Raw genomic sequence first — 12,936 nt, 5'->3', positions numbered from 1 at the left:
TAATCCTGATTGCTATCACGCATTTATGACGTAGATTTTTTTCTAATGCCCCCCCTTCTCATTACTATACATATATCCAAGGAGGTTATCATCTTGAAGGGTTTATCAAAGATTTTTATGCTTTTCTTAAGTATGGCAATCATAATAGCCATGGTTGGATGTAGTGGCCAAGGCACCACTCCAGCTAAAGGTGACTCTGTGACAGCTATCGGTCAAGCTGATGGTAAACACGGACCAATCAAGGTTGAAGTAACGTTTACAAACAAAGAGCTTTCAGATATCAAAGTTCTCGAACAAAAAGAAAACGAAGTATTATCCGAACCAGTATATAAGAAATTGCGAGACCAAATCATTGCAAAAAATAGCACGGAAGTAGACGCGATCAGTGGTTCTACCCTTACAAGCCAAGGCTACATCGGTGCTGTAAAGGACGCAGTGAGTAAGGCAGGTGTGACATTAACTGCCAAAGGTACAGATGCAAAGGCAACAGCTAAAGAAGAGGCTGTGCAGGATTACGATGTAGTAGTCATTGGTGCAGGTGGTGCGGGCTTCGCGGCTGCTATGGAAGCGAAAAAAGCAGGAGCCTCCGTAGTCCTGTTGGAAAAAATGCCATCAATCGGTGGTAATACTCTGATCTCCGGCGCAGAAATGAACGCTGCTAACAACTGGGTACAAGCAAAAAAAGGAATCAAAGATAGCAAGGAATCTCACTACCAAGATACCTTAAAAGGTGGAGACAACGTTGGTGATCCTGCTATGGTGCGTGTGTTGACAGATAATGCAACAAACGCGGCTGAATGGTTAAGAGATGAAATAAAGGTGGAATTCTTACCAGATCACTTATTCCAGTTCGGTGGTCATTCAGTTCCTCGTGCCCTCATTCCTAAAGGTCACACTGGGGCAGAAGTAGTCACAAAATTAAAAGCAAAAGCAGATCAAATGCAAATTCCTGTGAAAACAGAAACAAAAGCGGAAGAATTATTGAAAAATAGCGAAGGACGTGTCATTGGCGTCAAAGCAAAAACCGCTGCTGGTCAAGAAATCACTTTTAACGCAAGTAAAGGTGTCATCGTCGCAACAGGTGGATTCGGCTCTAACGTAGAAATGCGGAAGAAATACAACCCGATTTTGGATGAAAGCTATATGTCTACCGATACCCCTGGTACAACGGGTGACGGTATCGTAATGAGTGAAAAAATCGGAGCAGCAATCACTAATATGGAAAGTATTCAAACATACCCAATCTGTAATCCTAAGACAGGGGTTATTTCTCTGGTAGCGGATACACGTTTTGATGGAGCTCTTTTAGTGAACCAAAGTGGTAAACGCTTTGTAGAGGAATTAGAGCGCCGAGACGTGATTTCTCAAGCGATTCTGGCTCAGGAGGGTAAATATGCCTATCAGGTGTGGAATCAAGCTGTAGGCGATATTGGTAAAACAGTAGACGTGCATAAAGATGAGTATGACATGCTTGTAAAAGAAGGCTTACTAATTAAAGCTGATACATTGGAAGAGGCAGCAAAACATTTTAACATCCCAGTAACAGAGCTACAAAAAACAATTGACCGTGTAAATGGATTTGCAAAGAATGGTAAAGACTTAGATTTCAATCATCGTGGAAAATTAATCGAAATGAAACAAGGTCCTTGGTACATTGAAAAAGCGGTTCCTTCTGTTCATCATACCATGGGTGGACTAGTCATCGACCCAGAAACTCATGTATTAGATAACAACGGAAAAACAATTGCTGGTCTTTATGCAGCAGGCGAAGTAACCGGTGTAGTTCACGGTAAAAACCGACTAGGTGGTAACGCAATCACTGATATTTTCGTTTTCGGCCGTATTGCTGGTCAGAATGCAGCAGCACAGAAATAATACAGTTTTTTTTACCAGATAGAAAGAACACCAGAAGGCTACCGGAGATTTTTCGGTAGCTTTTTCTTTTTCCATGCACGATATATAAGAAACTCTGCTCTTATCATATGCTTCAGATTGTTGATAGTAACAGATCTAGCCCCATCCCATGTAGACAACCATCATCATAGAGAAAAATAAAAGTTTTCCGCATATAATTGATAACGATTTTCATTGACATTATATTCTGATTTTTTTACAATCAAAATGCCAATATGTACTATTTTTCAAGAGAGGGGTCTCTGTCATGTCCTGTTTATTGCAGAGCCGCCGAGCCAAAGTCTGGGCATTATTGACCGGTATCTTGTTGCTATTAGTCTCTATGCTGATGAGTATCTTGTTCGGCTATCATATGTTTACCTTCCACATGTTATTCGACATGCTATACCAATTTGACGGATCAAAAGAGCATCTGCTCCTCAGAGATGTTCGATTACCAGCAGCTTTTATTGCAGCCAGTGTGGGGGCGAGTTTAGCTATTGCTGGAGTTTTGATGCAAAATCTTACAAAAAATCCGTTAGCTTCACCCTCTTTGTTCGGTATTAATGCCGGTGCAGTGCTTTTTATCGTGCTGACTTTATTTTTCTTTGACTCAGACTTAACTCTCACACAGATGGTCTGGATCGCTTTTGTTGGAGCTGGTGTGACCGCAGTGCTGGTATTGATCCTGGGCACGATGGGTAAAGATGGCTTTTTACCCATCAAAGTTACACTGGCAGGAGCGGCTGCTTCGGTATTTGCTTCCTCATTTACTTCAGGGATTATGCTCATAAATAATGAATCACTAAATCAAGCGTTGTTTTGGCTAGTAGGCTCCGTAACTGGACGAAAAATGGAGCATCTCACCACGGTCTTGCCTTATATGGTGCTCGGCTGGATTATTGCTCTGTGTCTCTCTCACGCTCTCAATTTAATGGCGATGGGAGATGATATGGCAAAAGGCTTAGGTTTACACACTGCTTTTGCTAAATTTCTCATCATTCTTGTGGTCATTTTATTAGCTGGTGGCTCTGTTTCCTTAGCTGGTCCAATTGCTTTTGTGGGACTTATTATCCCCCATATCTGTCGCTATATTGTTGGAGTTGATCATAAATGGCTGATTCCATTTAGCGGAGTATTCGGGGCTATTCTATTGGTTGCTGCTGATACGGCCTCTCGATTCTTATTGATGCCAAAAGAGGTCCCCGTCGGCGTAGCCACCGCTTTATTAGGTGTTCCATTCCTTATTTATATCGCTAGAAGGAGTAGCTATGAGTAAACCATCTCTTGTGCATAAATTTATAACCATTCGGAGCAACAAACCAGCCCTGTCCGCCCAGCTTTCTATTCGGGACTTGCTTGTATTCGTTATCTTATTTTTGCTATTGATTGCCTGCACGATTATCAGCATTGCCTTTGGCACGACTCGAATCCCTATCCCTGACATCCTAGCCACGTTTGTGGGTGGAGATGTGACGAATCGAATCGTCATCCTGGAATTACGAATGCCAAGAACGTTAATGGCCATTATGATTGGGGCTGCTTTAGGTGTAGCCGGTGCCATCACACAAGGAGTCTTCCGCAATCCCCTAGCTTCACCCGATTTATTAGGTGTGACAGGTGGAGGTTCGGTTGCAGCTGTAGCCTTTATGACATTTAGTAATGGCCAAGCTAGCATTCATTGGCTACCACTTCTTGCGATTGGAGGTGCTTTTGCGACAGCATTAATAAACTATACGTTCGCTTGGAGAGGTGGGGTTTCCCCTTATCGACTAGTATTGATTGGCATCGGAATTTCTACTGCCATGTCTGCATTGACCACTTTTTTATTAATAAGTGGCCCAGCTCATCTAGCCTCTCAGATTCTTGGATGGTTAACTGGCACGATTTACGGTACATCCATGAAACATGTTATAGCTATTTTTCCATGGATCGTCATTTTTGTACCGCTCACTTGGTTGCTTGCTCGCAGACTGAATGTGTTAACGCTAGGTGATGGAATCGCAACCGGATTGGGTAATCCTGTACAGATAACCCGCTTTCTACTACTTATAATCAGTGTAGCCCTCGCTGGAGCTGCTGTAGGACTAGCTGGCAATATCTCATTTATTGGACTAACTGCACCCCATATTGCTCGACGTTTAGTCAGCTCGCTTTATGGAGTATTAATTCCAGCCTCTGCGTTATTAGGTGCTATTATTTTGGTGTTGGCTGATCTTGCAGGCAGAATGCTATTTTCCCCGCTCGATATACCTGCTGGTGTATTTACTGCGATTATTGGAGCACCATTTTTTCTCTACCTGCTCTATCGTGGATACGGGAAAAAGTAATAATATACAATCTGTTCTGGAAATTTTCATTGACATGTACCATTTATTGTATATAAAATATATTTGATAATGATTATTGTTATCATTTGGTGATTGCCAAATTTAAAAAAATTAAGGGGAGAATCAATTCATGATTCAAAAAAAATGGTTTCAAATTCCTGTATTGATGCTACTTTGCATGGTATTTTCTCTTCTTGTAACCGGTTGTGGTGGCTCGGCTAACAATGCAACATCAGCTCCTGCAAGTCCTACAACAGAACCAGCAACAACACCAGCAGGTGATTCTTACACCATAGAACACGCCATGGGGAAGACAGAGATAAAAGGTACCCCCCAACGAGTAGTTATTTTAACAAATGAAGGAACCGAAGCACTATTGGAGCTTGGGGTAAAACCAGCAGGTGCTGTTAAATCAGGTGTAGGCGATGGTTGGTATCCGCATATTAAAAGTGAAATGGATGGAGTAACCGAGCTAGGTGACGAATCGCAGCCAAACATTGAACTAATCGCTTCTTTAAAGCCTGATTTGATCATTGGGAACAAGGGACGTCATGAAAAAATCTACGATCAATTGAAAAGCATTGCACCTACTGTCTTCTCTACAGATTTAGCAGGTCAATGGAAAGAAAACTTCAAATTGTATGCAAAAGCTTTGAATAAAGAAGAAGAGGGCAAAAAATCCATGGCTGCTTATGATAAGCACGTGGAAGAGATTAAAACAAAACTGGGCGATAAAGCTAATATAAAAGTGTCCGTTGTTCGTTTCTTGCCAAATGCAGTACGTATCTATCAAAAAGACACGTTCTCTGGCGTAATGCTGAAAGATTTAGGTGTAGCTCGTCCTGCAGCCCAGGATAAAGATAACTTTATGGAGGTCGTTACCAAAGAACGTATTAATGATTTAGATGGTGACGTCATGTTCTTCTTTAACGCAGACTATGATGAGAAAAAAGGCGGCACAAAGAATCAGCAGGAATGGATGAACGATCCACTCTTTCAAAACCTTCATGTAGCTAAGAAAAATACGGCTTTCCAAGTAAACGAGATTATTTGGAACACGTCTGGTGGTATCAAAGCTGCGAATAAAATGCTAGATGAGTTTGTAACCTTCATTGAAAAATTGTAAGTTCGAAATAAGTGAATAGGTAGCGTTTAACTAGATACCGTTTCTAAACCAGGTGTATCCCTGTAGCTCCTAAAAATAGGAGGACAGTGGAGGCACCCTTTTTTTATTGGTACCCTTTTATTTATAACGCTATTCGTCTTCAAACTGTATATATGACAACCGTACATGGAGTTTTGCTACATCCCAGGTTTCTGATAAGTGGAGCCCATTTAGGATTGTGTGGAGTGGTTTTTATTATTTCGCTCTATCAATTCGGACTGAGCGCTTTGTTGCTTCTACAACCTATGTGTATATTTCCGAGTTAGCCTGCATGTTTTACCTATAAAATACAAATACTTCCTACTAACTACAAGTAAACTAGGTATCTGACTACTCTTTTGTTCATTACTGATATACAAGGAGTTAATTATGTCCACTTTTTTTCAACGTGCAAAACAGTTACGCCAGAACCATTTGTCTGCAAAGAACAATTCAAAAGAGAATATTCCCTTTTCATCAGATTTATCGATATCTCTAGCTCAATTACAAGATGTTTTTGGAAAAAGCTTCGATGTCACTACACGCGAAATTTACCTGAATCAATTACAAAAAAAAGCGGCTATTCTCTATGTAGAAGGAATTATTGATAAACAACAATGGAAAGAATTTTTATCGCCATTTACCTCAAATCAAAAAGAATCGAAAGACCAATCTGCGCAGACAAACGCGGAAACAAAGTCAGCTCCTTCCATTGAACAGCTGGTTACTACTCTCGCTGTTTGTCGGAAAGTCAAAACACATGAACGGCCCGCTGATTGCGTAGAGGACATTCTTCTGGGATATACGGCACTGCTGATCGACTCGTATGCTAGTGTTTTTCTACTGGATACAGCCTATTTTCCCTCACGTCCAATGGATGAGCCGGTCACAGAGTCGGTTATTCGGGGACCACGGATTGGCTTTGTCGAAACGATCGCCGATAACGTTGCCCTATTGCGCCATCGTATACGAAATCGCAAATTAACCTTCCTCTCTCAACAAATTGGGGAGCTTGCTCCTAAAAAGGTCGTTATCTCTTATTTAGAAGATATTGCAAACCCTGCCTTAGTGGACGAGTTAATACATCGTGTGAGCAACATCAAGATTGATGATCTACAGGAATCCAGTTATTTGGAACATTTGATTGAAGATGATCCTTGGTCACCTTTTCCGTTGATTCAAAGTACGGAACGACCAGATCGTGTGGAAGCTGCCTTATTAGAAGGACGAGTAGCAATTTTGATCGATGGTTCACCATTTATCTTAATTGCTCCCGTTACCTATCCCATGCTGCTACAGTCCCCTGATGACTACTATCAAAAGTGGTATATCGGATCGATCCTACGATTTCTTCGCTTTATTTGCGTACTAATCTCGCTGTTCCTACCTTCTCTCTATGTGTCACTAGTCTCTTATCATCAAGGGCTGATTCCAATGCGGCTCGCCTTTACGATTGCTGGGACACGGGAAGGCGTACCATTTCCAACCATTATTGAGGCATTAATCATGGAGATTACTATTGAAATTTTGCGTGAAGCAGGATTGCGCCTCCCTAAACCTTTGGGGCAAACGATCGGAATTGTTGGTGGGCTAGTTATTGGACAATCTGCTGTAGAGGCAGGGATTGTAAGTCCAATTATGGTCGTGGTGGTAGCTCTTACTGCCATCGCTTCATTTACTATCCCCCAATATGAAGCAGGGATTGTCATTCGTATTTTACGTTTTGCAATGATGTTATCTGCTGCTTTTTTAGGTTTGTATGGAGTTATTTTGTTCTTTATTATTCTTACTTCTCATTTGGTAAAGCTAAAAAGCTTCGGTGTCGATTATCTAGCACCGTTAACACCGATCATGCTAAAGGATTGGAAAGATTTTATTTTACGCCTGCCTCATAAATTGCTAGTAAGGCGCCCTCAAATTCTACACCCGCTTGATACGAAAAGAATAAAGAAAAAAACTCAATAAAATTCTACCAAGAAATGAACAAGAAGGAGGTACGAGAAGAATGTCACTTAATTTCCAGCCTAAATTCTCTGGTCTTGATGTGTCCTCTTTTATTGCATCTATGGTCATAGGAGTATCTATTCTGACTCTGCCACGCGTTGCTGTAGAAGCAGTAGGGACAGCCGATGTTTGGATTGATGCACTGGCTGGGGGAATTTTAGCAATGATAGCTGGTTATTTTTGCGCCAAATTAAGCCAACAATATCCCTCGTATCACTTTTATAAAATAGTGCAAATTCTAGCAGGGAAATGGATAGGCTCACTGCTAATCCTAATCTATTCCCTCTTTTACTTTTTTTTATGTGTCTATGAAGCACGGGTACAAGCTGAGGTCATTCGTCATTTTTTGTTAGACCAAACACCTATTCATGTGACGATCATCTGTTTTTTACTTGCGGGTTTATACTTAGTAATGGGTGGTGCCCATCCTATTGTACGTCTGTTTCTTCTCTTTTTCCCTGTTACGATCCTTATTTTATTTTCGATAACTCTACTTAATTATCAAAACTTCCAAATTGATAATTTATTGCCAGTTCTAAAGCATGGCTGGACACCATTAATTAATGGCTTGGCAGCCACTTCTCCCTCCTTCATGGGCTTTGAGGTGATAATGTTTTTGACTTATATGATGAAATCTCCAGATGATGCCTCGAAAAGTGTGGTAATTGGTCTTGGCTTTGCTACCCTGATCTACACTACCATTACCCTGATGGTTGTCGGGACCTTAACTGCCCATGAAGTCAAAACGCTTACTTGGCCCACTATGGAGTTCGTAAAGCAGATCGAATTCCCCGGTGCCTTCTTTGAGCACTATGAATTGTTTTTTATGGTCATCTGGGTATTTAGCATTTTTACTACTTTTGTCTTTTGCTTTTATTTGGTCAGTCTAGGATTAAGTCTACTTGTACCGATACGACTACGTTTACTACAAATTTTGTTGACCCCACTTCTATATGCTTTCGCCATGGTACCTCAAAATTTAGACCAAGCATTTTCAATAGGTACACAGCTTGGTTATGTATCAATAATGACATCCGCTGTCATCCCGATTTTACTGTTACTCTTGTCAAAATGGAGGAAATCTGCCAATGCCCAACAAGACAAACAAACATAATTGGTTGGCATGTGCGCTCACTCTGTCGTTAACCCTATTGATATCGGGGTGTTGGGATCGTCAGGAGATTGAAGATTTAGCTATGGTCATTGGTATTGGGATTGATTCTCCAAAGAAGGAAAACGATTCTGATTCGGAACAAAAGGAAGACGCAGAGGGAGCTGGTTCATCTGATGCTGACTCCGAATCAACACAGCAAAAAGTACCCATTCTCTTAACTCATCAAAATGTTGTTCCAAAGGTTCTTACTGGTACTGCTAAAGTAACCGGTACACAGAAACAGGCCTATTTCAATATTTCAGGTGAAGGTGACTCGTTTTTTGAAATAATCCGCAATTTTGCTACTAAAAGCTCCCGGCCCCCGTTCTTTCTGCATGTCAAAACGATGGTAATTGGAGAAGCTATCGCTAAAAAACTAAGCTTGAACAAAATGCTAGAGTACTTTTTACGCGACACAGAACTACGGAGAACTGTACTAGTTGTGGTAGCCAAAGGTCGAGCTATTGATGTACTGAATAAAAAACCACTTAATGAAACACTTCCTGCAATTGAAATCCTTAGCATTCTAGATAATGTGAGAAAAAGTTTAGACATCGCCACCCCTACCCCACTTGGGCATATTTCAGAAAATATGACAACTAAAAGTAGCTTTATGATTCCTCGCATAGAAGTATTAAAAAAAACAATAAAGATATCGGGAGCTTCACTTATTAAAGGTGATACAGGGAGGATGATCGGTTGGTTAGGCGATGAAGAGGTACGCGGTGCCAATCTAATCATTGGAAGTGGAAAATCGAAATGGGAAAAGCACGCAGGTCTTATTAAAACTACCTTGCCACCAAGTAACACCTTGATTATCTATGAAGTACGTACCCTTACAAGTAAAATAATCCCTAAAGTTCAAAATGGACAAGTTTCTTTTTCTGTAGAGATAAAATTAAATGGGCGAATCGGCGAAGACTGGTCTCCAACGGAAAATAGCTTTGAAGACAGCTATCTTGAGAAAGCTGGAGAAGCATTTGAGAAAAAGATCAAGGAATTAACTAGAAACACTCTTAACAAGCTCCAAAAAAAATGGAAAATCGATGTTTTGGGATTTCAAAAGGCTCTGTCTGTTCATTATCCCGATGTTTTGGAAAAAATGAAGGACAATTGGGATGAGGAATTTAGCAAGATCCCTATTGACGTTCAAGTAAAGGTGCATGTAAGAGAATTTGGTTTAAAAGGATCGAAACACTAACCCATGCTCCATCATAAAAAATCCAAACCCACAGGATGCCTACCCCTGTGGGTTTTTATACATTAGCCTTGACTATAATCAAACAAAGAATTAATATGTCTATAAATAAACAAACGAATGGAGAATTCATCTATGGATATTTTAGCTGATATGTTTTGGAAGGCATCTATGGAAGAAATAAAAAACGGCTATGTATACAATGAAAAACAAGAGTGTTTTACATGTCTAATTTGTGGTCAGTCCTATGAGGCAGGGATCATATACCCAATTGGTGAAAATTGGTGTGAGGCAAAAAAAGCCATGAAGCATCATATTCATGCTACTCACACCTCGATGTTTCACTTTCTTCTATCGCTGGATAAAAAAATGACGGGTTTAACCGATGTTCAGCGTCAACTCCTTGCCCTGTTTTATGAAGGACAAACCGATGCCCAAATTGTACAAAATGGCGAAGGGCGTAGCAATTCTACTATCCGTAACCATCGATTTATGTTGAGGGAGAAAGAAAAACAGGCCAAGATTTTTCTAGCCATCATGGAATTGCTGGGAGAAGCTAGCCAGTCTACTTCTAAATCACACATTGCTTCTGAACATTCAGCCCAATCCACATCAAATAAGAAAAAAATACGTGAAACGAAAAGCCCTTTTCTTGCTGTTCCCCCTACTGTTCGATTTCAAGACGAGCGTTTTGCTATGACGGAAGAAGAATATCAAGAAATTTTACGTACGTACTTTCCTAATGGATTAGATGGAATGATAAAGGAATTTCCACTCAAAGAGAAGCGTAAAGCAGCAATCTTGCATCATATCGTTGGTCGTTTTGAGCGCAATAAGCTCTATACGGAAAAAGAAGTAAATGCCATACTTACAACCGTGTATAACGATTACGCCATTTTACGTCGCTATCTAATTGAATACGGCTATATGGACCGCAAAGCAGATGGTAGCTCGTACTGGCTCATTCCATTTACAGCGAAATCGACAACAGAGTAACAGCAAATCAGATGCTACTACCTGCTCCGACCTGCTGACGAAATAAAAGGTAATCGGTATCGTTTCTCTCGCCTGTTTATTACATTTTCGTTTGCATAATCACCTGCTGCAAGAAATGGGAAACAAAGCGATTAACATCTACGTCCAAGCATACATCCACATTTGGCGACTGCTTTGGAGGATTCCGTCTGTCACCAATGGTTCTACCGATGGAGGCAGAGCCTTCCGTGTCCACTTGTACGTACATTGGTGTTGTTTTGACAAAGGACGGATCAATAACCACCCCTACTGCTAGTGGATCATGTAAAGCGCATCCTCCGAGGTAGGGGTTAATTTTAGCGTAGGCATCCATATAGAATTCACAACAAGAAGCTAGAAACGCGCCTACTGCTGTACCCGACTCTCTCCACATCTGTGTATGTACCTTGGTCAGCAAGGTTTGCATGGTCACATCAAGTCCTACTAAGGTAATCGGTATTCCTGATTGAAACACAAGCTCTGCCGCCTCTGGGTCGGTATAAATATTAGCTTCGGCTACCGGAGTTACATTTCCTGGAACCGTTACTGCACCGCCCATAATGACAACTTTCTCTACGAGTGAAACAATCTCAGGGTCCTTCATAATAGCCAATGCCAAATTGGTTTGGCTGGCAACAGTAATGAGCGTCACTTGCTTCGGGTATTTACGAACTTGTTCAATGATAAAATCAGCGGCATGCTGTTCGATTGCCTTCGCTTTTGGTTTGGGTAAATGGGTATTACCAATTCCATCCTCCCCATGTATATGTGTAGCATTCGCTTTTAGAGGGGAACGTAGTAACGGTTTGCCTGCTCCTTTTGCCACAGGGATATCCGTTGCCTCTAAAATCTCTAGCACTTTTAATGTATTTTCTGTCGTGATATCCACAACATGATTTCCAAAGCTGGTGGTTAGACCTAGTACGTGTAAAACAGGCGATTGTATCGCATAAGCAATCGCAAGCGCATCATCAATTCCCGTATCAACGTCTAAAATAACGTATTTCATCGATTAATTCCCCCGCTCGCATCCATCGTTAAGGTAGCGATCCAATGTTGTATGAAGCGCTCACTATCTACCTCTACACCAGTCAGCACTTTCTGTCCGACGCTTGCTGTTTGTCGCAGATCAGCGATAAGCGCTCCACGTGAGACCTCTCCCTTACATTCCACTTGAACAAAAGTCTCTTTGGTACGAATCAAAGTACTATCTAGTGCTATCCCCACAGCTAATGGACCTTGCATAGCAAATGAGTGCTTGTTTTGCTCGCTATCTTCACATTGCCCAAACTGAAAAAGCGCCATCTCTTTTATAAAAGAAAGCATGCTCTCTGTCTGTTCTGTTTTCTTGTTTAACAACTCGGCTAGGTGACTAGACGTAAACATCGTTGGTTGAGTTATATCTAAGCTAACTAACGTGATGGGCAAACCGGCTTCTAACACAAATAAGGCAGCCTCGGGATCTCCCCAAAAATTACATTCTGCCGCGGCCGTTACATTTCCAGCTTCACGAATCGCACCACCTGCAATAATTACCTTCTTTATTTTTTTTCCAAGCGAGGGATCCTTGGCGACTGCATTCGCTAGATTTGTGAGGCGTCCCATGGTTATAATGATCAGCTCATTTTCGCATTCTTTCGCTTTCAAAAGGATAAAATCACTGGCTGACATGGCCAAAGCTGTGAGCTTAGGTACAGGTAAATTAGCATTCCCCAGACCATTGGCATCATAATTTTGCCCATATTCAATCTCTTTTCGAATCAACGGCTTGCTGGCTCCCTTTACCACTGGTACCTCATACCCTGCTTGTACTGCTTCGACTACCTGTAAGGTATTATAAGTTGCTTGCTCTAGGCTAACCTGTCCTGCTCCAGTAATAATGCCTTCTACACGAGCCTCCCTAGATTGCAACGCATATAAAATAGCAAGTGCATCATCAATGCCGGTATCTACATCTAGTAACAACCGTTTTTGGTCTGCCATTGTCCCACTCCTGTCGTTAGAAAAAAGCTATTTTGTCCATGATTGTAAAGCCTCGTTAACTCCAAGTGTACCATATTTTCTCTCTGGCATGATCAGTGAAGAAATTGCATTTGGACTTCCTCAAGCATTCAAACTTTTCTTCTATTACATCCCATTATTTACAGCGAAATATTCTTTTGATACAATTTTAGTAAACCTAACTATACTATTCGTTTAC

General features: G+C 41.1%; 10 protein-coding genes. 8 read left to right on the top strand and 2 right to left on the bottom strand.

Annotation, left to right across the window (positions count from 1 at the left end; genetic code table 11):
- The first annotated feature begins 93 nt into the window (after window positions 1-93).
- From BrL25_RS15735 to BrL25_RS15700, 8 genes are all read left to right on the top strand, one after another.
- Complete coding sequence (locus tag BrL25_RS15735; protein ID WP_018671382.1) at window positions 94-1,875, top strand: flavocytochrome c; 1,782 nt, start codon at window positions 94-96, stop codon at window positions 1,873-1,875.
- Window positions 1,876-2,161: 286 nt separating this feature from the next.
- Window positions 2,162-3,172, top strand: coding sequence for a FecCD family ABC transporter permease (locus tag BrL25_RS15730; RefSeq protein WP_018671383.1), 1,011 nt, complete (start codon window positions 2,162-2,164; stop codon window positions 3,170-3,172).
- Window positions 3,165-4,223, top strand: coding sequence for a FecCD family ABC transporter permease (locus BrL25_RS15725; protein WP_018671384.1), 1,059 nt, complete (start codon window positions 3,165-3,167; stop codon window positions 4,221-4,223). Before BrL25_RS15730 ends, BrL25_RS15725 begins: the two co-directional genes overlap by 8 nt.
- Window positions 4,224-4,353: 130 nt before the next feature.
- Window positions 4,354-5,349 carry an ABC transporter substrate-binding protein gene (locus BrL25_RS15720; RefSeq protein WP_018671385.1) on the top strand — a complete coding sequence of 332 codons (996 nt, stop codon included), beginning with the start codon at window positions 4,354-4,356 and terminating at the stop codon, window positions 5,347-5,349.
- A 408-nt stretch (window positions 5,350-5,757) separates the two neighbouring features.
- A complete protein-coding gene (locus BrL25_RS15715) occupies window positions 5,758-7,332 on the top strand; it encodes a spore germination protein (protein ID WP_018671386.1) in 1,575 nt (524 codons plus the stop codon).
- Between the two features lie 40 nt (window positions 7,333-7,372).
- Window positions 7,373-8,485, top strand: coding sequence for a GerAB/ArcD/ProY family transporter (locus BrL25_RS15710; protein WP_018671387.1), 1,113 nt, complete (start codon window positions 7,373-7,375; stop codon window positions 8,483-8,485).
- On the top strand, window positions 8,460-9,725 hold the full coding sequence (locus tag BrL25_RS15705; protein ID WP_018671388.1) for a Ger(x)C family spore germination protein: 1,266 nt from the start codon (window positions 8,460-8,462) through the stop codon (window positions 9,723-9,725). The genes BrL25_RS15710 and BrL25_RS15705 overlap by 26 nt, the downstream gene beginning before the upstream one ends.
- Before the next feature lie 132 nt (window positions 9,726-9,857).
- Window positions 9,858-10,718: a DUF2087 domain-containing protein gene (locus BrL25_RS15700; protein WP_018671389.1), complete on the top strand. Its 861-nt coding sequence runs from the start codon at window positions 9,858-9,860 to the stop codon at window positions 10,716-10,718.
- Between the two features lie 79 nt (window positions 10,719-10,797).
- Here BrL25_RS15700 and BrL25_RS15695 read toward each other — a convergent pair whose 3' ends face one another.
- Window positions 10,798-11,745 (bottom strand): nucleoside hydrolase, encoded by a 948-nt coding sequence (locus BrL25_RS15695; protein WP_018671390.1) that lies wholly within the window; start codon window positions 11,743-11,745, stop codon window positions 10,798-10,800.
- The gene (locus tag BrL25_RS15690) at window positions 11,742-12,719 is read right to left on the bottom strand and encodes a nucleoside hydrolase (RefSeq protein WP_018671391.1); all 978 of its coding nucleotides are present in this window, start codon (window positions 12,717-12,719) and stop codon (window positions 11,742-11,744) included. The genes BrL25_RS15695 and BrL25_RS15690 overlap by 4 nt, the downstream gene beginning before the upstream one ends.
- Between the last annotated feature and the right edge of the window lie 217 nt (window positions 12,720-12,936).

It is taken from the genome of Brevibacillus laterosporus DSM 25, from assembly GCF_002706795.1.
Classification (GTDB): Bacteria; Bacillota; Bacilli; order Brevibacillales; family Brevibacillaceae; genus Brevibacillus_B; species Brevibacillus_B laterosporus.
Note: the sequence above shows the minus strand (reverse complement) of the source record. Positions and strands in the feature narration are given on the sequence as shown.

Excerpts from the sequence above, each read along its gene's own strand:
- BrL25_RS15690 (WP_018671391.1), bottom strand. The coding sequence starts at position 12,719 with ATGGCAGACCAAAAACGGTTGTTACTAGATGTAGATACCGGCATTGAT.
- BrL25_RS15730 (WP_018671383.1), top strand. The coding sequence starts at position 2,162 with ATGTCCTGTTTATTGCAGAGCCGCCGAGCCAAAGTCTGGGCATTATTG.
- BrL25_RS15710 (WP_018671387.1), top strand. The coding sequence starts at position 7,373 with ATGTCACTTAATTTCCAGCCTAAATTCTCTGGTCTTGATGTGTCCTCT.
- BrL25_RS15705 (WP_018671388.1), top strand. The coding sequence starts at position 8,460 with ATGCCCAACAAGACAAACAAACATAATTGGTTGGCATGTGCGCTCACT.
- BrL25_RS15695 (WP_018671390.1), bottom strand. The coding sequence starts at position 11,745 with ATGAAATACGTTATTTTAGACGTTGATACGGGAATTGATGATGCGCTT.
- BrL25_RS15715 (WP_018671386.1), top strand. The coding sequence starts at position 5,758 with ATGTCCACTTTTTTTCAACGTGCAAAACAGTTACGCCAGAACCATTTG.
- BrL25_RS15720 (WP_018671385.1), top strand. The coding sequence starts at position 4,354 with ATGATTCAAAAAAAATGGTTTCAAATTCCTGTATTGATGCTACTTTGC.
- BrL25_RS15700 (WP_018671389.1), top strand. The coding sequence starts at position 9,858 with ATGGATATTTTAGCTGATATGTTTTGGAAGGCATCTATGGAAGAAATA.
- BrL25_RS15725 (WP_018671384.1), top strand. The coding sequence starts at position 3,165 with ATGAGTAAACCATCTCTTGTGCATAAATTTATAACCATTCGGAGCAAC.